The organism is Neisseria sp. DTU_2020_1000833_1_SI_GRL_NUU_006, from assembly GCA_032388755.1.
GTDB classification, from domain to species: Bacteria; Pseudomonadota; Gammaproteobacteria; order Burkholderiales; family Neisseriaceae; genus Neisseria; species Neisseria sicca_C.
In genome coordinates this window covers 858,463-883,547 of record CP135593.1, presented here as the reverse complement: position 1 = coordinate 883,547, position 25,085 = coordinate 858,463, and the positions used below count along the sequence as shown (strand labels likewise).

Genomic DNA, 25,085 nt, shown 5'->3' with positions numbered 1-25,085 from the left:
GAAGCCCGACAACAAATCCAACAACGCTTCGGCAATAGCGAAAAATATAGCCACTTTAAACGGTGAAGATTGGGAACCAATCTGAAGCGCAAGAGCAAAATTATCTCCGTATCCTGTTATTCCTTAACTCATCCTCTCCTTATCATGCCCGCCAACATCCCCATTCCAGCCTTCGATCCCCTAAGCATCCCCATAGCAGGTACCAATCTGATTGAAGCCTCCGCCGGCACGGGCAAAACCTACGGCATTGCGGCTTTGTTCACACGCTTGGTTGTGCTTGAGCAGATGCCGGTCGAAAGCATTTTGACCGTTACTTTTACCAAGGCGGCAACGGCGGAATTGAAAACCCGTTTGCGCGCACGTTTGGACGAAGTATTGCAGGCTTTGGAGAGCGTGGAGGATACGGACAATCTTTCAGACGACCTTGAAGCATACTGCCGAGACAATCATCCGGGCGATGTGTTTCTGACCGGTTTGCTCAAACAGGCATTGGCTCAAGAAAGTCGGGCTCGGCTGATTGTCCGCCTCAAGGCCGCCATCGGACAATTCGACAACGCCGCGATTTATACCATTCACGGCTTCTGCCAACGCATTTTGCGCGATTATGCGTTTTTGTGCCGCGCGCCTATGGATGTCGAGTTGACCGAAGACAACCGCGACCGCCTGCTGATTCCCGCTCAAGATTTTTGGCGCGACCGCATCGTCAATCATCCCGTTTTGGCGAAGCTGGTATTCCAACGCCGCCAAACGCCGCAAACCATGCTGGCGGCAATACAAAAGTTCGTCAGCCGTCCGTATTTGGTTTTCAGACGACCCGAAGCAGACTTAATCGCCGCACAGGAAAACTTTCGGAAAACATGGGAAAAAGTGCGTTCCAAACTGGACGCTTTGGAAGAAACATTCTGGCGCATCCGTCCGATATTAAATGGGCAATCCTATCAAGAAAAAACATTCAAAACCGTCTTTCTCGAACTCCAATCCGCCGCCCAATCCGATGCCCTTCCTTCTTTTAGCAAAACGACGGCAGAAAAGCTGCCCATGTTTGCCGTAGAAGCCTTAGAGTCCAAAGTCAAAAAAGGCAATACTCCCGATGCTGCCGCCTTTGCCGATTTGCAGATATTGGCGAATCTCGGCGCAGATTCAGCTGCCATCGTGCAAGCCGAAGAAGAGACGCTTACCCTGCTCCACCTCGACCTGCTCGACCATCTTAATGCCAGTCTGAGCGAGCAGAAAAAATCCAAACGCGAACGCGGTTTCGACGATTTGCTGCTTGACGTTTACGACGCATTGACCGACAACCCGCAGGCCGATTCACTGGCTCAGGCGGTGGCGCAAAACTGGCGCATCGCTTTGATTGACGAATTTCAAGACACCGATCCGCTGCAATACGAAATCTTCCGAAAAATCTTCATCAGCCAAAACAAGCCTTTATTCTTAGTCGGAGACCCGAAACAAGCCATTTACAGCTTTCGCGGCGCCGACATTTACGCCTATCTGCAAGCCGCAGCCGACGCGCAACACAGCTACACGCTGGCGACCAATTACCGCAGCCATGCCAAGCTGATTAACGGCATAGGCGCATTGTTCCGCTGCAAAAACCGTCCTTTCGTCTTGGACGGCATAGACTATACCGAAGTCGGCGCCGCACGTTCCGAAAGCCGGCTTTCGCCGCCCCGCACCGCCATACAGATACGCTGGCTCAACGGCAAAGACGACGAAGTGCTCAACAAAGACATCTTGCGCCGCCGTGCCTCCGAATATTGCGCCGACGAAATCGCCCACACGCTCAACGAAGCTGCCGAAGGTCGTCTGAAATTCAAAAACAGACCGGTCGTTTCAGGCGATATTGCCGTCTTGGTCAGGACGTTTAACGAAGGCGTGATGATAGCAAAAGCGCTGAAAACGCGCGGCATACAAAGCGTTCTACTCTCAAGGGAATCGGTTTTCACCACGCCGGAAGCCCTCGCCCTTGCCGCGCTGTTGGATTATTGGCTCAATCCCGGACAAATCGGCTCGCTGCGCTTCGTCTTATCCGGCACATTGTTCGGCTACGACGCGCAAGCCTTGTATCAACTCAACCGCAACGAAGCTGAATTATTAAACTGGATAAACACTGCCGCTGAATCCGTTGCCATTTGGCGGAAAAGCGGGATTTATGCCGCGCTGCAACACTTCTCCTCGTTGCACGGCATCGAAACCGGTCTGCTTGCACGCGGCGACGAGCGCGGCCTCACCAATTTCCATCAGCTTTTAGAGTGCCTCTCCGAAGAAGAAGGACAAAGCCTCAGCCCCGCCGCCCTACATCAATGGCTCAACAACCAAATCAGCCTGGCGCAAGACCGATCTGTCGGAGAATCAGGACTGTTACGGCTTGAAAGCGATGAAGCACTGGTCAAAATCGTTACCATGCATGCCTCCAAAGGTTTGCAATATCCTTTGGTCTATTGCCCTTTCGTTTGGGACGCGAAAGACATGAAGCCCGCCGATTGGCAAATCCTCCACACCGCCGACCACACCACGGAACTGCTTGCCAAATCGCAACTCGACGAAGAAGACCGCATCCACCTTGCCGACGAAGAAATGGCGGAACGCCTGCGCCTGCTTTACGTCGCGCTGACCCGTGCCGAAGAGCAGCTCGTCCTTTATGCCGCCCATTGCGGCGATACCGCCGATTCCCCTTTTGCCTACCTGCTTGAAGGCAGCGCCGACAGCAATCGGGCGGATACCCGCCGGGCCTATGACCAGGAACGCAAAGCAAACAAAGCCCTAGGCGAGCTGCAAATGCTGAAAAACAACTGGCTGCGTTTCCTCAACAATCCCCCCGAACATACCGACTTCAGCTTTTCCGAAGACGCGCCGCAACCCTCTGCCGCGCAAAACCGCCATCTTTCAGACGACCTCTATCAAGCCGCCGTTATCCCTGCCCGCGGATTTCAGTTCATCCGGCATACCAGCTTTACCGGCCTCAGCCGCCAAGTCAAAACCCGGGATGACGAACGCGAAGAATTACAACCTGCACTCGACCCCGCAGAAACCGCCGCCGAAACAGAAAGGTCGTCTGAAAACACCCTCCCCGTTTCAGACGACCTCCTAAATGCCGACATCCACCATTTCCCGCGCGGCGCCAATGCCGGCGTCTGCCTGCATGAAATGTTGGAAAAATTCGACTTTGCCCAAAGCGCCGAAAGCCAAAGCAGCCTGATAGCCGAAACCTTGACCCGCTACGGCTTCGACCTACTCTGGACAGATGCCGTCAAACAAATGCTCGACACCTGCCGCAAAACGCGCCTTGCTGCACAAAGCCTGTCTGAAATCCCACCCGAGCGCCGCCTTCCTGAAATGGGGTTCACCCTCTACACCGAAGACTTCAAACTCCATGACCTGCGCCGCTGGTTTGCCCGCGAAAACAGCTCACTGCCACCGGAATGTATCGAAGCCGCAGAAAGATTGGATTTCCAAGACGTACAAGGTTTTCTCAACGGCTTCATCGACATGGTCTGCCAAGATTCAGACGACCTCGTATGCATCATCGACTACAAATCCAACCATCTGGGCGACAACGCCGAAGCCTATACGCAACAAGCCATGAACGAAGCCGTAGCAGACCACCATTACTACCTGCAAGCGCTCATCTACGCCATCGCCGTAGCCCGCTATTTCAAACTGCGCAGCAAGCCGTTACCCAAAATCGCCATCCGATACCTCTTCCTGCGCGGATTGGACGGCACGGAGAACGGCATCTGGCAATGGGACTTGGATACCGAATCCTTGGTGCAATGGCTGTAAATGGAATGAAAAAGGTTGTCTGAAAATACACACATCAGTGTTTTCAGACGACCTGCGAATTTGACGCATGAAAATGTGTTAAAAAATTTCAATTGACTAAAATCTTTCTGATATTGAGAAAAAGTAGAAGGAATTAGGGAGGTTTTCCATTTTAAAAATTATATTGAGCATAAAATTTTAATAACTCATGTTATTGCAAAAGTTTCAATATGTTTGAAGAAAAACGGGTCATTAGGTATAAACGGGTCATTAGGTATTAAGATATTCCAAGTCCCAGTCAAATCATATGATTTGGTTAGAAAGATAAAGAAGATTTCTAAAAAATTTTAAAGAGTTTGAATTTTTTATATAGTTTATTCACTCGTGAACAATATGATATTGCTGATGAAATTACGGAAGATAAAATCCGGCGATTTATCTAAATATTAAGAATAATGCCCCGCTAAAATGGCTGTATGAAAAAAGCCAACATCCAATCTCATCCATTCGCAAAAGCAAAAAATAAACCCTTACTGTTCTCCAGTAAGGGTTTATTGAAAATCTGGCACGCCCACGGGGATTCGAACCCCGGTTGCCGCCGTGAAAGGGCAGTGTCCTAGGCCTCTAGACGATGGGCGCGTAACCGAGTTGCGAACTATACATAAGCGTTAAAACGCTGTCAACGGGTCAGGCGTTTTTTATGGTCAAACTCGTTTCAGACGACCCTTCTGCTCCTTATCTTTGTATCGGCTTTGCCTGTATAATGCCGCTTTTAATGAAAAGGAAAACAAACCATGTGGTTCAAGCAGATCAGTTTTTATCCGCTCAACAAAGAAAAGCTGCCCGAAGCGGACGTACTTGCCGACAAACTTGCGGAGGCTGAATTTACCCGCTGCCAAGGTTTGGACTGGTCCAGCGAAGGCTTTGCCGCACCGGTTTCGTTCTCTCCCGAACTCGTTTTCCCTGCTGACTTTACTTTGCGCGTCGCTCTGAAAAAAGAAGAAAAAGTCCTGCCCGCCGGCGTCATCCGCGATATTTTGGAAGAGAAGGTGGCGGAAATCCAAAACAATGAAGCCCGCAATGTCGGCCGCAAGGAAAAACAAGAGCTTAAAGAACAAATTACAGACGACCTGCTGCCCCGCGCGTTTACCCGCAGCAGCCGTACTGAAGCGGTGTTCAACACCCGCCACGGCTATCTGCTTGTCAATAACGCAGCTTCCGCCAAAGCGGAAAACATCCTGACCAAGCTGCGCGAAGCCTTGGGCGGTTTGGAAGCCTCGCTGCCGAATACCAAGCAATCGCCCTCTTCCCTGATGACCGAGTGGCTGTTGCAAGGGCGTTGCGAAGGCGGTTTTGAATTGGACAGCGATTGCGAACTCAAAGGCGTAGGCGATGTTGTTCCCGTCGTCAAAGTATCCAAACAAGATTTAACCGCCGATGAAGTGGTCCAACACGTCAAAAACGGCAAAACCGTGACCCAACTGGGCTTGGTGTGGCGCGAGCAAATCGCCTTCATCCTCACGCAAGACTTCACGCTCAAGCGCATCCAATACCTCGACGTATTGCAGGAAGAAGCTGAGAGCAACGGCGACGATGCCGCCAGCCTTGCCTTCGCCTCGCAAATCCTGATGGCGGAATCCGTCAGCACCATGTTGGAAGAGCTGGTTTCCTATTTGGGCGGCTGGCAAGACTAATTTTTCAGACGACCTTTACACGATAAAAGGTCGTCTGAAACCTACATCCGATGGACAACCTTTATGTTTAAACACTTCGCATTCCTGCCGCTTGCCATTATGCTTGCCCTCCCCGCCTCTGCCGCCGTCCTGACTTCCTATCAGGAACCGGGCTGCACCTACGACGGCGATGTCGGCAAAGACGGCAAACCCGCCGGCAAAGGCACATGGCGCTGCCAAGACGGACGCAGCTACACCGGCGCGTTTAAAAACGGCAAATTCGACGGACAAGGCGTTTACACCGTCTCCGCCAACCGCGAAACCTTCATCGAACCGTTCAATTCCAACAGCACCAAGTTCCGCAACATGGTACTGTCGGGCACGTTCAAAAAAGGCCTCGCGCACGGCAAATTCACCGCCTCGCAAAACGGCGAAACCGTCTTCATCATGAAATGCGAAAACGGCATGATTAAAGAAGTGAAACTGCCCAAAACCAAATAACCCCGTCCCGCATTTTCAGACGACCTCTCCGCAGACGTCGTCTGAAAACCGCAAGAAACAAGGAAAACATTATGAGCATCAAGTCCGACAAATGGATACGCCGCATGAGCGAAGAGTTCGGCATGATCGACCCCTTCGAGCCGAACCAAATCAAAGAAGCCAACGGACAGCGCATCATCTCCTACGGCACGTCCAGCTACGGCTACGACATCCGCTGCGCCAACGAATTCAAAATCTTCACCAACATCAACAGCACCATCGTCGATCCCAAAAACTTCGACCCGAAAAACTTCGTCACCGTCGAAGACGACTGCTGCATCATCCCCCCCAATTCCTTCGCGCTGGCGCGTACGGTCGAATACTTCCGCATCCCGCGCAACGTCCTGACCGTCTGCTTGGGCAAATCCACCTACGCCCGCTGCGGCATCATCGTCAACGTCACCCCGTTCGAGCCGGAATGGGAAGGCTACGTGACCCTCGAGTTTTCCAACACCACCCCCCTGCCCGCCAAAATCTATGCCGGCGAAGGCGTGGCGCAAGTCCTCTTCTTCGAGAGCGACGAAATCTGCGAAACTTCCTACAAAGACCGCAACGGCAAATACATGGGACAAACCGGCGTTACCCTGCCGAAAACCTGATGATTGGATAAGCCGGCAAAATATAGAGCGTTTCATTTTGCCGAACATAAAATGCAGGCACGATACAAGAAGATACTACTTTACTTGACAATATCATCTTTACATTTAATTTACAAACCGTTGATTTGCATAATATTTAAATTGAGTGATATTTGCACACAACGATGTCACGGCGTTTCATTTGAAATGCCGTGATTTTTTTGGTTCAATCACGCCGCTTTATAGCGGTTCGGGTCGTAGTCTTCGCCTTTTTTGTGGACGTGATAGGCGATGACGGCAAGTTTACGCATGATGGCGGCAATAATTACCTTTTTGGGTTTGTTCTTGGCTTCAAGGCGTGAAATGAAGTCTGGGAATGCCTTTATCCGATAGGCGACCATGGCGGGCATGAAGAGCATGGCGCGTAGTCTTCGATTGCCGTACTTAGTCAGACTCGGTTTGCCTCTTACCGATGTGCCGGAATCTTTGATTTGAGGCGTTAATCCTGCGAACGCTGCAAACTTGTTTGATGTTTGGAAATCCGCGCCTGAAAGGTAGTTCAGCAGCATGACGGCGGTCAGCCTGCCGATGGCGGGTATGGTGGCCAGTCTGTCGGTCTGTTCTTTCAATGCGGGTTGCTTCGTGAGTTTCTCCAGTTCTTTTTTGACTGCCTTTATTTGCCGCTGCAAATGCTTGATGTTGCTTTCGCAGATTTTGACGACAAAGGTGTCTTTTGCGGCTTCGAGTCTGTTTTTTTGGCGGTGCTGTCTGCGGTCAGTTGGGCATAGAGAGCGGAGAGACGTTTGAGTTTGTAGCCGTCGTTTATGACTGGTTTTCGGATCACGAGGTCTTGGGCTTTGGCCGTCTGACAGTATTCGGCTATCAGTTTTGCGTCTTGTTTGTCTGTTTTGGTTCGGGTAAACCTGCTTTCGGCGTATTTGCTGATTTTCAGCGGGTTGACGACTGATACTTTGTACAGGCTGCCTATGTAGTCGGCGATGCCTTCGTAGTAGTTGCCCGTGGCTTCCATGCAGATATGCGCGTCAGTACAGCCTAATTCTGTCAACCAGTGTTTGAACTGCTCAAAGCCTTTGCTGTCGTTATCAAACTTGGCAGAATTTTCGATGCCGCCAATGATGGCGGTTGCGTCAAAAGTCGTCTTTGATATATCAAGTCCTACGGCGTTTCGCATAGATTACCCTTACTTATTCAGAATCTAGGTTCTTTGATACTACTCAATTTAACAAACAATAAAGCCGCCCGCCTAATCTTCTTGACAGCCTTTAGGCTTGGTCGTTGTCAGGCTGGACGGCTTCGGCATAGGGTAGCTAATCCTTTGCCGAGTTTAAGTATAGCATGATTCATTTTGGCATTTTATTGCAGCCGGTGGAGCTCAATTTTGCTTAAAAATGGGATTTTTAACGTCGCCGGAAGAAATAAAATTGCTTAAATCTTAATATTTGCCTTCGGCGACCCTTCGGGGACGTTCGCCACGTGGCAGGCGGGCAGGAAATAAAACCCTTCCTGCCCACCTACCACAAGCGTAATTTTGTGCTTTAAAGAGTAAAGGGGGTATTCATAAAGATTGGGCAAAAAACACTCCCAATCTTTACAAAACTTCCCCCTTGACTCTTTAAATCCCAATTCCTTAAAAATAAAGGTCACCTTTTAGATATATTAATGAAAATTTCGCCGGGCAAAAACCATATCATTGAAACCAAACAAAAAACATAATATTTATCTTTAAATAAAACATAATAAAAAAGGTTGTCTGAATTTCAGACGACCTTTATTTCATTGAGTACCTACAACCCCGCCGCGTTGTGCAAACTGTTGACCTGCTTCGACGTAGCCGTCATACATTAGGTTTTTTGGGCTTTGCCCGCCCATTGTGATGACTTGGCTGTTTTCAGGCTCATAGGCGGTCTGCGGGGCGGTTTGTGGCTGTTGGGCTGCCTGTTGTTGTTCGTCCTTATACGGATTAAACGGCAAGCCGTTTTTAGCGTAGTCTTTGCACATGGCTTTGGTTATCTCTTTTAAGGGTGTTCCTTGGGCGGAATAGCAGGTACAGCCACTTTTTCCGCCATCGACGCAGCCGACAGGGTACTCAAATGTTTTGACTTGGCGGACGCCGTTGTAGATGGGTTTGCTTTCGGGCTTTTCGGCGAGCGTTGGCACAAAGTCTTCAGGTTTGAGGTTTTGCCCCTGAATACCGCTTTGCGGCATCATTTCTTTTTGGCTTTCAGGGTCAAGCGGATTTTTGAAACCTGTATCTTCATTTGCTGCTTCGGCCTGTGCCGTTATTCCTGCTTTTTCCTTATAACCCTGATACATCTTATAGCCCATGAATCCGACCAAACCTAAGATACACGGCAGGATAAACAACATGGCAATTATTACGTAATACCACCTTGATTTGACGTGCGAATGGGCGGTATGCACTTCGGCGGATTTGTAGTATTCAAAAACCTCTTGTCTGATTTTATGCGAACTGGACAAGGCGTTTCTTGCCTGTTGGGTCGGGTTTAAGGCTACTTCGTTCCATTCCAACCTTGTCAGACCACCCATTTTGTTTGCAGCTATATGGATATGCTTATTGACGACTTCTCGCAAATTCACGTCAAGCAGCTTGGGCGATTGTGTGATGAGTATCATGTCGATACCGTAATGGCCGTGAATGTTCAAAAAGGCGACGTTTTCAGGCATTTTTGAACCGCTGGAACGTGTCGGAAACAGATATTGCACTTCGTCATAGATGACGACAGAGCCTATATTCTCTTTCCATTTCAGCCATTCATGCATGTCTTCCCAGCTATGCCCTTCCGGCGGTTTATGATGGTCTATCAAAAGGCCGTTGATGTTGGAGAAGATTTTTCGGCCTTTATAGAAGTCATCAAACATAAGCAGTTCGACGGCAAAGGCGGTTTTGCCGATTCTTGGTTTGCCTGTTATCAGAGTAATGGCGGCCATCTTTATCCTTTCTTGCCGAAGCTTAATTTAGACAGGGTTTTAAACGTTACGACAAATGCGAGCATTCCGAACATGATGTTCAAAACCACGCCGCCACCTGCGATATAAAAAATTTGGATCGCGCCGGCGGGAACCGCCCCCATGCTGCTTATAAATTGATTTTTGAGATTACTCATAAGGGCGTCAAAACCAACATAGGTAATTATAGACACCCCTAAGGCAGTCAGAATGTATTTGACAACATGGTTTATCAAATATGGAGCAAGAGCAGCTAAAAATTTCATAAATCCCCCTATGCGTTATTTCTGACAACTCTGGCCACGAAGAACGAAGCCACCAGCCAAGCCATTGCGATAATAAAGGGGCGCATCATGGCAGCTAAATTACACGCCGGCTCAAGACTGATTTTGTATTCCGCGCCCAACGCCTGAAACGTTACGGGAGCAGGGCATTCGCCATACTCGCTAAAGGTATTGTCAGGTGTGAAGTTCAAATCGATAGTTTCTTGAGGAATCTCTAAATTGGGTTCTTCTTTTTCGGGCAATTCATCACAGGCCAAAATGTTCGGGAACACTTTACAGAGCAAACCTCCGTCCTCCTTTGGCTTATCGTCCTCTTTAGGTCTTTCGTCCTTTTTTGGATAGTCTTTGCCGTCAGGGTCGGGCTTATCGTCGGGTTTTGGTTTGTCTTTGCCGCTAGGGCTGTCGTCGGGGTCGGGTTTAGGGTTGTCCTTCGGATTGTCGTCAGGTGTTTTATTCGGCTGTCCATCGGGTTTGCCATTATCGCCCGGTGTTGTTGTAGGGGTTGTTGCAGGCGGAGGGACGGGAGCAGGCGTGTAATTCGGAGCGGCAGGACTGCCCGGTGTGAGGTCGGGTCGCGGGGTTACTTTTACGTCTGCCGATGTATTGCCGTCTGAACCTGTTCTAAAATTGATTGTTACCTGTACTGGCTTATTATCAGGTCCGGTTGCAGGGCCGAGGGTTACTACTGTGCCATTCGGTACGGTTGGATTTCCCTGTGATTCGCCCGGAACACTGCCATCTTGATTTGCGGTTGCGTTGACATATTTAGACGGGCTGGCGTCTGCCGACGGTTGGACGGCTTTATCAAATACGCTTTGCGGTATGGGCTCTTTGACTTTGGGTACTCGTTCCATTACACGTGTTTCCGATGTGGTCGTTTTGCCCGGACTCAAAAAACCGACTTCCTTCAAAACATTAAACTCAACCTCACAGGTATCTTTTCTTGCGTTGAATTTTGCGTCTTTTTTACTAAAACGGTCGGGATATTCAAAACCGAAATGCTGAACATCTAATTTAGAACACAGTTTTTTATTGATTTCGGCATCTGATGGATTGGGTCCCATATCCGCGTATACGGCTTTTGGATTCATGACTGTTTCTTGAACTCGCTGGTCGGTACATACGCCCGAACTTGCCACGCAATAGACATAGGTTACGGGCTTGACGAAGTCTTCGTATTTTTCGTCATAGTAATAGCCTTCGCTAGCTGCGTGCGGGGCGGCAAGGTCATATGCTGTCAGAGCCGCGGTTATTGCCCACCCGGCGGGACCGCCTAAAAGACCTGCACCGAGTTTGCCCGCGGCGCGTTGGACGGCGTATTTGCCGCCTAATCTTGCACGGGATAGGAGGTTTCGGAAGACTGTGGATTTGGAGACGCGGCTTTCGATGGTCGTAGAAATTTTAGATGATGAAGTTAATCCTGTTCTAGCATGGCGAACTCTTAAGTCTTGCCCATCAAAACTAGCATATTGTCCAGTATGACTATCAAATACCCCCTGCCAAACTCTACCATGTTTATAGGGGGTACTCTTATTAATTCCCCTAATGCCTTTATATCGACCATCATCATAGACTTCGACTCGTTCAAAATGTCCAACAGGTCCTTCAGCAAAGGCTTTAACTGATATAAATAGACTACAACATAGAATAATCTTTAAAAAACTTCGTTCTTGGATGTGATACATAACATTTAGCTTCATCTAATTTAATTAGCAGAGTCGAAGCATCGGGAAACTGAATTTCTATAAAATCACTATCATATCTATGAAAGAAATTTCTAAAAATATCAAAAGAAAAAGGAGCTTTAAAAACACCTTTTCTCATCAATTCCCTGTAATAAATCAACGCCTGCGGCAAGTCCCTGTAAACATGTGAACCAGTTTGAAACTGAATTAAATGGTATTCTGAAATAAACATAATCCTAACTTTCGTAACGGTTGCAGAAAGTCGGGATTATACCCTTTTTGAATATCAAAAAAATATCAGCGATGCCAAACAGACCGCGCCGAATCCGTATAAAAACCAAAAGTCAATCATCGCCACCACCTTGATGCTCCGTAACCGATTCAATCAGCCGTTTTATCATCCTGATACCGAATACGAGCACCAATAAGACGATGAACGGCGCGCCGACCAATACGCCGAATTGTATTTGTTCGGCTATGTCGCATTGCGGGAAGCTCAAATTGATTTTCTGCTCGTTCAAATACCAGTCTTTGCCGTTTTTGTAAGGGCGTACGACTTTGACATCCGCCGTTACGGTAGGTAGGACTTGAGACAATACATAGTCATGCGCTTCTTCCGTTGTAGAAAAGCATTGCAATCCGACGCGATACCCCATGTCCTACCCTTTCAGTTATTTGGCCGTTTTAACCATGCTGAAGGCCATGCGGAAGCCTTGCATCAACACGATAACCGACAGAACGGCAGCACCGATTGCGGATACCATTACGGCAAATTTTGCAATCTCGGTGGCAGCGGTCGTACCGATACCGGACAAATCGACGCCGTCGGCAGCAGCCAAAGCGGAAGCGGTTGTCAGGGCTGTTGCAGCAATAACTTTATTGCCATATTTTTTTGCTACGTTTAAGAGTTTCATAGCGTTTTCCTTTCAATAAGGGTTGATAAAAAAGTGATGCGGTTGTTTTGAGACTGACCGCAAGTCTTTTAACCGTACAGGTACCAAACTGATGCAATTAAAACCAGTAGGAAAAAAACCAACCCGCCCAAACTTAATTTGAATGAGAGGGGCACTTTCTGTTTCATTTTTCAATCTTTCAAAAATCCGAATACGACAAATTCGTATTGATTGCCGATTTCTTCTAAGCCGGCGTTCACGGCTTCTTCGAAGTCGTAGAAATAATCGGCGTTCGTGATTAATTTTGTATGTCCGATGTCGCCCGTTTCAGGGGAGAGATACAGAAAGTCCCCTGTTGATACGGACTGGACAACATAGACTTTCTGCATTCAATCAGCCTTTCTTAACGGCTTGAAAACCGATGACTTTCAGTTTTTGAGTCTTGCCCGTAGTGACGATTTCTACGTTTAGGTTTGCTTCGATCGGAAATTGGGCGTTTCGGAACTGCTCGAAATTTGCAGAGCCGCCAAAATCGTATTCAGTGGTAGAACTGCCCAATGCGTTACCTTGGGAGCTGTCTAAGGGCGTGGCGACAATCAGGCGGCAATAATCGAAGTTCTTGCCTTCGATTTGTCCGCTGAATTTTTTAACGCCGACGATGTGGCCTTGAAGTTGGATATTCATTTTTTGGTTTCCTTGTGTGATTAAACGTCTTTGCGGGCAGACGCTTTAAGCCCATGAAAACGGTAATCTTGCGAATTTGTCGTAGATAAAGTTGTTGTAGCTTTCTTCATTTGTGACGTCTTTTTGCTGCTCAAGCTGCTTTTCAAGATTCTCGTAATATGCGTACATATCGAAAGGGTCTTTATACGGTTTGAATGCAGGCTGCTCATGAATGGCTTGGGCTTTCAAAAAGGCGCAGTCATAGGCTTCGGGTGCCAAAGACTTTGGCAGCTTGTGATGATTCGGCTCAATCAGTTCAAACAGTTTGGCTTTGTCCAATTCGGGAAAAATGAATTTCAGACCATTCGCCGCACGTCCGAACTGCTTCTTCACCCATTCAAGGTAACGGTCGGCTGAAATGACCTTATCTTCCTTAACCGCGTGTATGCGCGTTGCCTTTTGTGCGAAGCGTTCGCAAATCGGATATGCACCGCCGAAATATTCACCCGGATTCTGCAAAACTTCGAAAGGGATAACGATGTCTTTTGCTTTGAATTCAATTTCAAAGCGCGTCCATTTGCTTGTTTTATCGCCCAACTGCTTGCCTTTTTCATAGACGCGAACGTATTTGGACGATTCACGGGAGCCGATACCGTAGGTCTTGCCTTTAGTCATTTTGGCTTCGTCGTCTTCTTCCCAGTCGGAACCCAAACATTCGCCTTTTGGTTTGACGTGATGGCAGGTAAACAGACCTTTATTACGGTCTTCACGGGCTTGGTTCGGGCTGTATTCGCCGTTAAAAAAGTCTTTGGCTACGTCAACGCGGGTTATTTTTGGGCGGATTGCATTGGTCAGGAATGCGAAAAGTCGGGATTCCCAGCCTTCTTTTGCGACGCCGCAACCTGTGCCGGTGAGTTCGAAAAGAATGGTATTTTGTTGGCCGCCAAAATGGACGCGACCGTACAGGGCGTCTTCCGAACCCATCAACCAGCAACGCTCATAGAAACGACCGCCCGAACCTTTGGACTCTTTGTAGATACCGAAACCGAAAACTTCTTCGGCGAGCATGGAGGCAGCGCGGATGAAATCTTCGTCTTCCAAAAGGCTTACACGGACACCGTATTTGTCGAAAAAGGTTTTTTCGTGAAATGAAAAACTGATTTGGTCGATAAAGGCTGAATCGGATACACCGCGACGGAGCGGAACGCCTAAGAGGTTGCCTTTACCGTCTAAGATATAGGTTTCGTAACATTCAAAGGCTTCTTGGAATGTGCCGACGTCTTCGGATTCTGTACCCCCCCTGTTAGATAAGGGGGGAAGATTTGAAGCGTCTGCCGCCGCCTTGCCGTCCGCTTGCGCGTCCGCCATGTCGGCGGCAAACGCTTTCTTGATATCTTCCATCTTGTCTTTCATAGCGGTACCCCTTAAACGACGGGCAACAAAAAAGCCCTGTTACTTTCAAAGTAAAAGGGCGTTAAATATTGTTAGCCGTCCCTTTGGGATGGCAATATATAAGGTCGTCTGAAACTTTGAACTACTCCCCAAATCTTGGACACCCGATAAAAGCCTATTCAGGCACTCTGTGCAAGCCGGGTTCTGTATGCGACAGGACTCAGCTTTTTCAATTTCAAACTGCAACGCTCCCGGTTGTAGTAATCCATATAGTCATCTATCTGCTTCATCAATTCATCTACCGTCAATTCACCTGCGTTATAGAAACACTCCGTCTTCAACACCGCAAAGAAACTCTCCATCGGCGCATTGTCCCAACAGTTCGCCTTTCGCGACATGCTTTGAACCATGGAATGCCCCGCAAGCAATTCCCTATACCCCGCCGTACGGTACAGCACGCCTTGGTCCGAATGAAGAATCGTTCCTTTAGCAGTCAGACGGGGTGCGGCTTTTTCGAGCATTTCCTTCACCATTTCGCTGTCGGCTCTGCGGCTCATGGCGTAGGCGGCGATCTCGCGGTTGAACAGGTCCAATATCGGAGAGAGGTACAGTTTGCCGTCCTTTCCTTTGAGTTCGGTCACGTCTGTCAGCCATTTCTCGTTGGGCTTTTCGGCTGTGAAAAGACGTTTGAGGAGGTGTTCCGATATTTCGCCCATGGCGGGATGGCGGTAGGCTTTTTTCGCCCGTATGAGGGCTTTCAGTTCCAACTGCTTCATCAGCCGCGCCGCTTTTTTGCGGTTCCAACCCAATGCGGCGGCAATGCGCCTTTGTCCGTAGCGTCCTTTATGCCGCCGGTAGGTTTCGACAAGGAGGGCTTTGTCGGCTGCGTCGGGATCGGGCCGGTCTTGGTGATGGTAGTAAAAGCTGCTTTTGGGCAGGTTTGCGATGTGCAGCAGGTATTTGAGCGGGTGTTGCGCCCTCAGTGTTTGGACGGTTTGGCTTTGTCCTTTGCGGTCTGCTTTTGGCTGAGGGCTTTTAACTCCTTTAGGTAGGCGACCTCTGCGCGCATATAGCACAACTCTTCAATAAGCTCCGCCTGTGTTTTTTCTTGGTCGGGTTTGTCGGCGATGAAGGGGTTTTTGCGGTGTTGGGGCATGGTTTTGGATTGGGGATGTTCAAGTGCGCCGATGCCGCCTTCTTGATAGGCGGTTATCCAACGTCTCAGGTGGGTTCGTGAGATGCCGTAGTGGTCTGCGGTACGCTGTTGGCTGCGTATATGCAGATAGTGGAGTACGGCTTGGTATAGTGGATTAACTTTAAACCAGTACGGCGTTGCCTCGCCTTAGCTCAAAGAGAACGATTCTCTAAGGTGCTGAAGCACCAAGTGAATCGGTTCCTTACTATCTGTACTGTCTGCGGCTTCGTCGCCTTGTCCTGATTTAAATTTAATCCACTATATTGTTCCCAAACATAAGACCGTACCATCACCGCAATAAATATTGCAAGAACCAATATACAGAAAATCTGTCGTCGTTTGGTTTTTTATGTAGAAATCACGACATAGCCTAGCTTTTCCGACGCGGTACTTTCAACCCCATACTCTTCACGACACCGTTCTGATCGGTTTCTTTAACCGTCAATGAAAACCCGTCAACGACAATGCGGTCACCCTCGACGGGCTGCGCGCTGCCTCCTCTGGATTGAAACCATTCGAGCAGGCTCATACCGGCTTCGCCGTCTTCCAGCTTCAACCCGTACGCCGCTGCCAAATCGCCGGTATTGACATACGGGTCGACGGCAAATTCGCCGAAGAAATCAAAATTTTCGCGCACATTCTGCCCAGTTTCACTGAAGTATTTCGCCATTTTGTCCACTTGGCTGTCAGGCAGGATATACCAAGCCGTATCTCCTTCCCTCAAAACCGTATCATTCTGCATTTCAATTTTCCGCCCGTCACGTATCAGCGCGAAACAGCGCAAGTCAAACGACTCCGAAATGGGGGCGACGGCATCGGGATGCTTGCCTTCCGCCTCAGATTCCTTAGTTACCTTGAAAGAAAACAAAGCCACGGCTTCGCGTTCCGACAGCCAAATGTCGTGCATTCCTTCCGGCTCGGGTTTGGGCGGCATGGCGACCTTGAGCAGACGCGCCATGACGGGTATCGTCGTTCCTTGAATCAGCAGGGAAAGTACGACGACGGCAAAGGCGACATTGAACAACAGTTCAGAATTCGGCACGCCCATGACCAAAGGCATCATCGCCAAAGAAATCGGTACTGCGCCGCGCAACCCGAGCCAACTGATGTAGGCTTTTTCACGCACACTGTATCCAAATTTCCACAAGCCGCTGAAAACGGCAAGCGGACGGGCGACCAGCATGAGGAATACGGCGATAACCAAGGCATCGACGCTTTTTTCCCAAACGCTGCTGGGCGTTACCAACAAACCCAGCACGACGAACAAAGTCGCCTGCGCCAGCCACGCCAGGCCGTCCATCACGCGCCAAACGTGTTCGGTTGCGCGGGTATGCTGGTTGCCGACGATAATCCCCGCCAGATAAACCGCCAAGAAGCCGCTGCCACCGATGGTATTGGTAAATGCGAATACCCACAGGCCGCCTGATACAATCATCAGCGCGTACAATCCTTCCGCAAGGTTCAGACGACGTACGAGTTTCGCCAACACCATTCCGCCCGCCCACCCCATCAGCAGGCCGAAGCCGATTTGGAACAGCAGCATCCATAAAAACGCCAACACACCTGATTGTTCGGGGTTGGTAATCATGGTAATCAGGGCGGTAACTAAAAAAATCGCCATCGGATCGTTCGCACCGGATTCGATTTCCAAAGTCGCCTGTACCCTGTCATTCAGGCGCACGCCGCTGTGGCGCAGCAGGCTGAACACAGCCCCCGCATCGGTCGAGCCGACAATCGCCGCCATCAGTACGCCGAATTTCCAATCCAAACCCAAATAAAACGTGGCGAACAAGCCCAAAGACAACACAGTGGCAAACACGCCCCATGTCGCCAATACCGCAGAAGGCTTCAATGCAATTCGGAAACTTGAAAGCTGGGTCCGCAATCCGCCATCAAGCAAAATGACGGCTAACGCAAGCTGGCTGATGACGTTGGCCAAAACGAAATTGTCAAAATCGATGCGCCCGATACCGTCCTCACCCGCCAACATTCCAACCGTCAGAAACACCAACAAAAGCGGCATCCCCAGCCTTGCCGACAAAGTGGTCGAAACCACGCTTAAAAACAATAACGCCCCGCCGAGCAAAAACAGATTGTTCATCCAGTTCACGTTGCAAAAGTCCCTTGCCGTCAATAAAAAAAGGCGAAATTATATCATAAAATCAATAAGATTTACCGAATGCCTACCCATTATGCAGAAATAAAAAACCGTCTGAAAGACGGCTTTGTTCATACAGCAAACCGCTTTACTCAAACGGCTTTTTCTGCCAATAAAACTTATCCTTTTTCAGACGACCTTTAAAGACTTCATCGCCGCCCAGCTCAAATACCAATGCCCCCGACAAATCCGTCCGCAGCAAAGTCGCGCCGTGTGCGCGGACTCGGTTTTGGACAGCGGGAGTGGGGTGTTTGTAAGCATTGGCGTAGCCGCTGGAGGCAACGGCGTATTTGGGGGAGACCGTGTTCAGGAAACCGCCGGATGAAGCCGTATTGCTGCCGTGGTGTCCCAATATCAAAACCTGGCTGTACAGCGAGCTGCCGTAGCGTTCTACCAGCCCCGCTTCGCCTTTGACGCCCAAATCGCCCGTAACCAGCAATGCCTGTCCGTCGGAAACGACGCGCAAGACGCAGCTTCGGTCATTGTCTTCACCGACCGGGTTTTCAGACGACCTCAATAACTCGAAATCCACGCCGTCCCATTGCCATTGCGCTTCGGCGCAAAATTTTGCGGTCGGATAAAACTCAGGCTGTCCCGCCAGCGTTTCGCCGATTTCAATATCGGAAACGGCGTCCAAACCGCCGTCGTGGTCGCTGTCGTGATGCGACAGAATCAGCGTGTCCAAACGGCGCACGCCCATGGCGTTCAGGCTTGGTACGATACCTGTTTGCGCCGCCTGCGCCGTACCCGTGTCAAACAGCAGGTTGCGGCCGCGCGTTTGTACCAACACCGACAAACCCTGTCCCGCATCCATCACGGTAATCCGCGCCAACCCGTCGTCCAAACGGTCGGGGCGGTAAAACACAAATCCAGCCAACACCAAACACGCCCAAGGCCGCAGACCCAGCCCGCGCGGCAAAAGCCACAGCAAGGCTGCCGCAAAAGCCAAAACCAACAGCGGCACAGGCGCGGCGGCTACGACAAATTCAGGCGACACCTCCGCCAGCCAAACCAAGCCGCGCAAAGTGTATTCCGCCAAACCTGCCGCCGCCCATTGCAAAGGCGCGAACGGCAACACCGACCCCAGCAGCGCCAACGGCGTCAGCACCCAAGAAAACCAAGGAATCATCGCCGCATTGACCAAAGGGCTGATGATGGGCAACGACGCAAAAATATAGCCCAGCAATACCACCGACAACATCGTCGCCGCCCATTGTCCGCGTACAGCCAAACGCCAGCCGCGTTCTTTCAGACGACCTGCCGAAGCCCAAATCAAGGCGGCAACCAAGCCGAACGACAGCCAAGTGCCCACGCCCAAAACCGCCAACGGATCGAGCAGCAACACCACCGCCAAAGCCTGCCACCACGCCGTCCAGCCCGAAGACAGACTGCCGCGCCACCAAGCCCAGGCAAACGCCGCCAACATCAAGACGCTGCGCTGCGTCGGCACGGAAAAGCCCGCCAGCAGCGCATAAAACAAAGCCCCTGCCGCGCCGCCCGCCAAAATCCACACGCGCGGTTTTGCCGGTATCCAAGGCAGTCGTCTGAAAATCAGTTTGACCAGCCAACCCGCCAAAACCGCCACCATCGTAACGTGCAGCCCCGAAATGCTGACCAAGTGCGTCAAGCCCAAAGGTCGGAACGCCTGCCACAGTTCGGGCCTCAACGCCGATTGTTCGCCTATGCTCAAAGCCCGCATCAGACCGATACCGTCCGAAAAATCCGGACTGTCCGCCCCGACAGCCTGCCAACGGCGGCTGACTGCATCGCGCCACACCGCCAAGCCGACACCGCCGCCCTCGCGAACCAAGCTCCTGCCTTTGCCCAGCGTACCCGCGCCATCCAAACCGTTTGCCAACGCCCAAGCCTCGCGGTTCAGCCCGCGCAGGTTCACTTCGCCGATAACCGGCTTGAGCCGTGCCGACACTTTCCAGCGGCTGCCTACCGCCCAATCGCGTTTCTGATAATCCGACAGCAATAAATCAAACTGCCGCCCATCCTCCGTCCATGCCTTCGCCGCAAACTGCACCCGCCGCCCGTCACCGCGCGGCATATCCGCGACTTCAACCGTCAACACCGACTCCGAAGCTCCGTTTAACGGCCATTGCGCCGACAAAGCCGATTCCGTCCGAAACACGCCGTAAGCCGCGCCGAGCAGGACGCACAGCATCATTCCCGCCACCGCAAACCGCTGCGAAGCCGCCAGCAAAACCAATGCCGCCGCCAGCCACGCAGCCCAATGCGGTATGGACGGCAAAGCGAACGAGGCGATGACGCCGACTGCCCAAAACGGCAATCCATAATATTTCAGCAAAACTGTTTCCCTTTTTATTATTAATTTTGAAATCAGGTGGGGATAATAATTGAATTTCCTACAAACGTCATGAAAAAGGTCGTCTGAAAACCTAAACTATGGCTTTCAGACGACCTTTACTATTTTAAATAATCAGACCAAACACGCTTTACGGAGCGGTTTGCTCCAACTCAAGCGCGGCGGCAAGCAGCGACAGGCGAGCCATTACGCCGTAAACGTAGAGGCGGTTGTGTTCGTTGTCCACATCGCAATCTTTTTCAGAGCGCGGCATACCGAGCGAGTCCCATTCTTCGAATACGCGTTTGCAGGCTTCGGGGGCTTCTTGGGAGTTGTCGCCGCTGCCGGTGGGGATGCTGTTGGACAGCGGGACGAACACCATGCCGCCGGCGTTGAGGTTTTCGTCCGCGCCACGTCCTTCGTGCACACGGAAGAAGCCGCCGATAACGAAACGGTCCATCATATAAACGACGGGTTCGCACACGGCGCCGTTCATGGTTTCATAGGTATAAATGCCTTCTTGGACAATCACTTCGCTGACTTCCAAGCCTTCTTTCACCTTCGCCATTTTGTTGCGGTTTTTGCGGTTCAACCCGCGCACTTCGTCGGCGGATTTGACGCTCATCACGCCCATGCCATAAGTACCCGCGTCGGCTTTGACGATAACGAAAGGCTGGTCGGTAATGCCCAATTCGTCGTATTTGGCTTGAATTTTTGCCAGCACGCGTTCTACCGCTTCCGCCAACGCGTCTTCACCTTCGCGCTCTTGGAAGTCCAACCCGCCGATTTTTTCGAAATACGGGTTAATCTGCCATTCGTCGATATCAATCAGTTTGGCAAATTCTGCGGCGACTTGGTTGTATGCGCTGAAATGTTCTGTTTTACGGCGCGTCGTCCAACCGCCGTGCAGAGGAGGCAATACGGTTTGGCTGATACCTTTGAGAATGTCGGGAACACCCGCGGACAAGTCGTTGTTCAACAAGACGACGCAAGGCGAGAAACCGTCTGCAAGATGAACGCGCTCGCGGGTACGCAATAAAGGTTCCAGCAGGATTTTGTCGCCCAACGCGGTTTCAAATTCGGTCGGTTCGGTAACTTCCGAATTCAGGCTGCCCAAACGGACTTCATACCCTGCCGAGCGTAAAATCTCGCTGAGTGCGTAAACGTTTTGCAGGTAGAACGTGTTGCGGGTATGGTTTTCGGGAATAATCAATACGGATTTTGCCGTTTCGCAGGCGCGCTGTACCGCATCTTGCGCCGCCACTGCCGCCAGCGGGATGAAATTCGGATTCAGGTTGTTGAAACCGCCGGGAAACAGGTTCATATCAATAGACGAAATTTTGTAACCGGCATTGCGGATGTCGACCGAACCGTAAAACGGCGGGCGGTGCGCGTTCCATTGCGAACGGAACCATGCTTCGATTTTGGCGTGGTTGCACAAGATTTTCGCTTCAAACGCCTGAAGTTGCGACAGATGTTCGGCAGCCATAACCGGTAATTTCATTCTCTATACCTCTGTTGTCGGATGTGGGATACGGATGGAAATGATAGTGCTTTTTTAGGCGGTACGACAAGCATTGTTTCAAATAAAATACCTCTTTTTGTCAACAATTCTACAATTTGTCCAATTTTTGAAAGTTATTTTTAGATTTTTACGGGGAAATGTAGAAATTAGACAAATTTCTATTGCACTGCCCCTGTAAAAAGCCTAAAATCCGCCCATCAAAACAAACCATCTACTCCTATTATTAATAAGCAAAGATAACCCATTATTAATAAGCAAAGATAACCCATCATGAGCGCACAAACCCTCTACGACAAACTCTGGAACAGCCACGTCGTCCGCGAAGAAGAAGACGGCACTGTCCTGCTCTACATCGACCGCCATTTAGTGCACGAAGTCACCAGCCCGCAAGCGTTTGAAGGCCTGAAAATGGCGGGGCGCAAGCTGTGGCGTATCGACAGCGTCGTCTCCACCGCCGACCACAACACCCCGACCGGCGATTGGGACAAAGGCATCCAAGACCCGATTTCCAAGCTGCAAGTCGATACTTTAGACAAAAATATCAAAGAGTTCGGCGCACTCGCCTACTTCCCGTTTATGGATAAAGGTCAGGGCATCGTTCATGTCATGGGTCCGGAGCAAGGCGCAACCCTGCCCGGCATGACCGTTGTCTGCGGCGACTCGCACACCTCTACCCACGGCGCCTTCGGCGCGCTGGCACACGGTATCGGCACTTCCGAAGTCGAACACACCATGGCGACCCAGTGTATTACCGCAAAAAAATCCAAATCCATGCTGATTGCCGTTGAAGGTCGTCTGAAACCGGGCGTTACCGCCAAAGACGTCGCCCTCTACATCATCGGACAAATCGGCACGGCAGGCGGCACGGGCTATGCCATCGAGTTCGGCGGCGAAGCCATCCGCAGCCTTTCGATGGAAGGCCGCATGACCCTGTGCAACATGGCGATCGAAGCAGGAGCGCGCTCCGGCATGGTTGCCGTCGATCAAACCACCATCGACTATGTCAAAGACAAACCCTTCGCACCCAAAGGCGAAGCATGGGACAAAGCCGTCGAATACTGGCGCACGCTGGTTTCCGACGAAGGCGCGGTATTCGACAAAGAATACCGTTTCAAAGCCGAAGACATCGAACCGCAAGTAACATGGGGCACATCACCCGAAATGGTTTTGGACATCAGCGGCAAAGTGCCGAACCCTGCCGAAGAAACCGATCCCGTCAAACGCAGCGGCATGGAACGCGCCCTCGAATACATGGGTTTGGAAGCCGGTACGCCGCTGAACGAAATCCCCGTCGACATCGTATTCATCGGTTCCTGCACCAACAGCCGCATCGAAGACTTGCGCGAAGCCGCCGCCGTCGCCAAAGGCCGTAAAAAAGCCGACAACGTACAGCGCGTGTTAATCGTTCCCGGCTCCGGCTTGGTCAAACGGCAGGCGGAACAAGAAGGCTTGGACAAAATCTTCATCGATGCCGGTTTCGAATGGCGCGAACCGGGCTGCTCGATGTGCCTCGCCATGAATGCCGACCGCCTGACTCCGGGTCAACGCTGCGCCTCCACCTCCAACCGCAACTTCGAAGGCCGCCAAGGCAACGGCGGGCGCACGCACCTTGTCAGCCCCGCTATGGCTGCCGCCGCTGCGGTAAAGGGTAAATTTACCGATATCCGCAGCTTGTAAAATTGATTTATTACTGTTTATATCTGTTTATATCTTAAGCATCAAAATTTCGCATCAGTCGGCCTATTGCCTTTTATCCGGATGCAGCATATTATTAACAACGCAGCAAAACACACTGTACTTTTTGATTGATTGATTAATTTAGGAGCTTCAAATGAAAAAATTCGCACTTATTGCCTTGACCGCTATGACCCTGCTGTCAGCATGCAACACCGTTTCCGGTGTAGGTAAAGATGTCAGCGCAGCCGGATCCGCCGTCAGCGGTTCTGCCGAGTCTGTAAAAAGCTACTAATTGATGAACATTGACCACCCGTAAGGAACTATGATTATGAAAAAATTCGCACTTATTGCCTTGACCGCTATAACCCTTTTGTCAGCATGCAACACTATTTCCGGTATGGGCAAAGATGTCAAAGCTGCCGGCACTGCCGTTAGTGATACCGCTGAAAAAGACAAAACTTACTAAATTGTCTTGATTCAATCCCAAATGCCCCGTATGACGGGGCATTTTGTAATCTTCTTATAATCTTCCGACAAACAGAAAAGTACAGAACATGAAGCCTTTTACCAAAATAACCGCCATCGTCGCCCCGCTCGACCGCAGCAACGTCGATACAGACGCCATCATCCCCAAACAATTTTTAAAATCCATCAAACGAAGCGGCTTCGGTCCCAATGCCTTTGACGAATGGCGTTACCTCGACCACGGCGAACCGGGCATGGACAACAGCAAACGCCCGTTGAATCCGGATTTCTCCCTGAACCAGCCACGCTATCAAGGCGCACAAATCCTGTTGACGCGTAAAAACTTCGGTTGCGGCTCTTCACGCGAACACGCCCCTTGGGCATTGGACGACTACGGCTTCCGCGCCGTCATCGCCCCCAGCTTTGCCGACATCTTCTTCAACAACTGCTACAAAAACGGCCTTTTACCTATCGTTTTGACAGAAGAACAGGTTGACCAGCTTTTCAAAGAAGTTGAAGCCAACGAAGGCTATCAGCTCTCCATCGACCTTGCCGAACAAACCCTGACCACCCCTAGCGGTGAAACATTTACATTCGATATTACCGAACACCGCAAACACTGCCTCTTAAACGGCTTGGACGAAATCGGCCTAACCCTGCAACACGCTGACGAAATTCACGCCTTCGAAGAAAAACGCCGTCAAAGCCAGCCTTGGCTGTTTAACGGTTGATATACAAAAGGCCGTCTGAAAAATGTAAGTGTTTCAGACGGCCTTTAATCTACACAAATATATTATGATTACCGATACCATAAGCAATGCCAGCCGCTACGCTGCCTTGCATCCCGACTTTGCCGAAGCCTTCCATCTGTTGCAGACCTTAGATTTTGCCAAGCTGCCGGACGGCCAAGTGCCATGCGAGAATCCCAATATCCGTATTTTTATCGGCAGCGATCCGATGAGGACGCAGGGAGAAGCCCAGCCTGAAGTGCACTTAAAACATATTGATATTCAAACACCGATTGATGGCAGCGAAACATATGGCTGGATAGACAGAGGCCGTCTGAAAAACGGTTTAGGCTACAACGAAAAGCGCGATATCGAATTTTTCGATTGCGAGCCGGAAACCTGGTTAACTTTGGAGCCCGGCGAATTTGCGCTATTTTACCCGAATGATGCGCATGCCCCATTGGTCGGCGACAGACCGAACATACGTAAAGTTGTTTTTAAAATCCGTGTTGAAACCGAACGTCTATAATTTTTCAGATGGCCTTATCCCCTTATTCAGGACACA

The 25,085-nt window shown here is 50.4% G+C and carries 22 protein-coding genes, 1 tRNA gene and 1 pseudogene; 9 read left to right on the top strand and 15 right to left on the bottom strand.

What is annotated here, in order from left to right; translation table 11 throughout:
* Positions 1–144 precede the first annotated feature (144 nt).
* Positions 145–3,786: an exodeoxyribonuclease V subunit beta gene (gene recB, locus RSJ68_04295; protein WNU97952.1), complete on the top strand. Its 3,642-nt coding sequence runs from the start codon at positions 145–147 to the stop codon at positions 3,784–3,786.
* Between the two features lie 542 nt (positions 3,787–4,328).
* On the opposite strand, the gene RSJ68_04290 is transcribed toward recB, so the two are convergent.
* Positions 4,329–4,404 (bottom strand) — tRNA-Glu (locus tag RSJ68_04290).
* A gap of 155 nt (positions 4,405–4,559) precedes the next feature.
* Here RSJ68_04290 and rdgC point away from each other — a divergent pair.
* The 3 genes from rdgC to dcd all read left to right on the top strand — a co-directional run bounded on the left by rdgC (position 4,560) and on the right by dcd (position 6,577).
* On the top strand, positions 4,560–5,459 hold the full coding sequence (gene rdgC / locus RSJ68_04285) for a recombination-associated protein RdgC (GenBank protein WNU97951.1): 900 nt from the start codon (positions 4,560–4,562) through the stop codon (positions 5,457–5,459).
* Between the two features lie 63 nt (positions 5,460–5,522).
* Positions 5,523–5,939 (top strand): MORN repeat-containing protein, encoded by a 417-nt coding sequence (locus RSJ68_04280; protein ID WNU97950.1) that lies wholly within the window; start codon positions 5,523–5,525, stop codon positions 5,937–5,939.
* Positions 5,940–6,010: 71 nt separating this feature from the next.
* Complete coding sequence (gene dcd, locus RSJ68_04275; protein ID WNU97949.1) at positions 6,011–6,577, top strand: dCTP deaminase; 567 nt, start codon at positions 6,011–6,013, stop codon at positions 6,575–6,577.
* Positions 6,578–6,786: 209 nt separating this feature from the next.
* Here dcd and RSJ68_04270 read toward each other — a convergent pair.
* From RSJ68_04270 to gshA, 14 genes and pseudogenes are all read right to left on the bottom strand, one after another.
* Positions 6,787–7,748 (bottom strand): annotated as a pseudogene (locus RSJ68_04270) (IS110 family transposase).
* Between the two features lie 602 nt (positions 7,749–8,350).
* Positions 8,351–9,526, bottom strand: coding sequence for a zonular occludens toxin domain-containing protein (locus RSJ68_04265; GenBank protein WNU97948.1), 1,176 nt, complete (start codon positions 9,524–9,526; stop codon positions 8,351–8,353).
* A 2-nt stretch (positions 9,527–9,528) separates the two neighbouring features.
* Positions 9,529–9,810: a DUF2523 family protein gene (locus tag RSJ68_04260; GenBank protein WNU97947.1), complete on the bottom strand. Its 282-nt coding sequence runs from the start codon at positions 9,808–9,810 to the stop codon at positions 9,529–9,531.
* Positions 9,811–9,818: 8 nt separating this feature from the next.
* On the bottom strand, positions 9,819–11,513 hold the full coding sequence (locus tag RSJ68_04255; protein ID WNU97946.1) for an IgG-binding virulence factor TspB family protein: 1,695 nt from the start codon (positions 11,511–11,513) through the stop codon (positions 9,819–9,821).
* A gap of 344 nt (positions 11,514–11,857) precedes the next feature.
* Positions 11,858–12,169 carry a hypothetical protein gene (locus tag RSJ68_04250; GenBank protein ID WNU97945.1) on the bottom strand — a complete coding sequence of 104 codons (312 nt, stop codon included), beginning with the start codon at positions 12,167–12,169 and terminating at the stop codon, positions 11,858–11,860.
* 15 nt (positions 12,170–12,184) lie between these two features.
* Positions 12,185–12,427: a hypothetical protein gene (locus tag RSJ68_04245; GenBank protein WNU97944.1), complete on the bottom strand. Its 243-nt coding sequence runs from the start codon at positions 12,425–12,427 to the stop codon at positions 12,185–12,187.
* Between the two features lie 170 nt (positions 12,428–12,597).
* Entirely contained in the window at positions 12,598–12,795 is a 198-nt protein-coding gene (locus RSJ68_04240) for a hypothetical protein (GenBank protein ID WNU97943.1), read from the bottom strand.
* A 4-nt stretch (positions 12,796–12,799) separates the two neighbouring features.
* A complete protein-coding gene (locus tag RSJ68_04235; GenBank protein ID WNU97942.1) occupies positions 12,800–13,090 on the bottom strand; it encodes a hypothetical protein in 291 nt (96 codons plus the stop codon).
* A 45-nt stretch (positions 13,091–13,135) separates the two neighbouring features.
* Positions 13,136–14,482 carry a replication initiation factor domain-containing protein gene (locus RSJ68_04230; protein WNU97941.1) on the bottom strand — a complete coding sequence of 449 codons (1,347 nt, stop codon included), beginning with the start codon at positions 14,480–14,482 and terminating at the stop codon, positions 13,136–13,138.
* Positions 14,483–14,640: 158 nt separating this feature from the next.
* Positions 14,641–15,537 carry an IS3 family transposase gene (locus RSJ68_04225; GenBank protein ID WNU97940.1) on the bottom strand — a complete coding sequence of 299 codons (897 nt, stop codon included), beginning with the start codon at positions 15,535–15,537 and terminating at the stop codon, positions 14,641–14,643.
* Entirely contained in the window at positions 15,441–15,737 is a 297-nt protein-coding gene (locus RSJ68_04220) for a helix-turn-helix domain-containing protein (protein WNU98344.1), read from the bottom strand. Before RSJ68_04220 ends, RSJ68_04225 begins: the two co-directional genes overlap by 97 nt.
* Before the next feature lie 289 nt (positions 15,738–16,026).
* Positions 16,027–17,766 carry a potassium/proton antiporter gene (locus RSJ68_04215; GenBank protein WNU97939.1) on the bottom strand — a complete coding sequence of 580 codons (1,740 nt, stop codon included), beginning with the start codon at positions 17,764–17,766 and terminating at the stop codon, positions 16,027–16,029.
* Positions 17,767–17,902: 136 nt separating this feature from the next.
* Positions 17,903–20,128: a DNA internalization-related competence protein ComEC/Rec2 gene (locus RSJ68_04210; GenBank protein WNU97938.1), complete on the bottom strand. Its 2,226-nt coding sequence runs from the start codon at positions 20,126–20,128 to the stop codon at positions 17,903–17,905.
* Between the two features lie 148 nt (positions 20,129–20,276).
* Positions 20,277–21,629, bottom strand: coding sequence for a glutamate--cysteine ligase (gene gshA, locus RSJ68_04205; protein WNU97937.1), 1,353 nt, complete (start codon positions 21,627–21,629; stop codon positions 20,277–20,279).
* Positions 21,630–21,920: 291 nt separating this feature from the next.
* Here gshA and leuC point away from each other — a divergent pair, with 291 nt between their 5' ends.
* From leuC to RSJ68_04180, 5 genes are all read left to right on the top strand, one after another.
* The gene (leuC, locus tag RSJ68_04200; protein WNU97936.1) at positions 21,921–23,327 is read left to right on the top strand and encodes a 3-isopropylmalate dehydratase large subunit; all 1,407 of its coding nucleotides are present in this window, start codon (positions 21,921–21,923) and stop codon (positions 23,325–23,327) included.
* 154 nt (positions 23,328–23,481) lie between these two features.
* A complete protein-coding gene (locus RSJ68_04195) occupies positions 23,482–23,619 on the top strand; it encodes an entericidin A/B family lipoprotein (GenBank protein WNU97935.1) in 138 nt (45 codons plus the stop codon).
* Positions 23,620–23,655: 36 nt separating this feature from the next.
* Positions 23,656–23,793, top strand: coding sequence for an entericidin A/B family lipoprotein (locus RSJ68_04190; GenBank protein WNU97934.1), 138 nt, complete (start codon positions 23,656–23,658; stop codon positions 23,791–23,793).
* A gap of 88 nt (positions 23,794–23,881) precedes the next feature.
* Positions 23,882–24,523, top strand: coding sequence for a 3-isopropylmalate dehydratase small subunit (leuD, locus tag RSJ68_04185; GenBank protein ID WNU97933.1), 642 nt, complete (start codon positions 23,882–23,884; stop codon positions 24,521–24,523).
* A gap of 64 nt (positions 24,524–24,587) precedes the next feature.
* Positions 24,588–25,049 (top strand): YhcH/YjgK/YiaL family protein, encoded by a 462-nt coding sequence (locus RSJ68_04180; GenBank protein ID WNU97932.1) that lies wholly within the window; start codon positions 24,588–24,590, stop codon positions 25,047–25,049.
* Positions 25,050–25,085 lie beyond the last annotated feature (36 nt).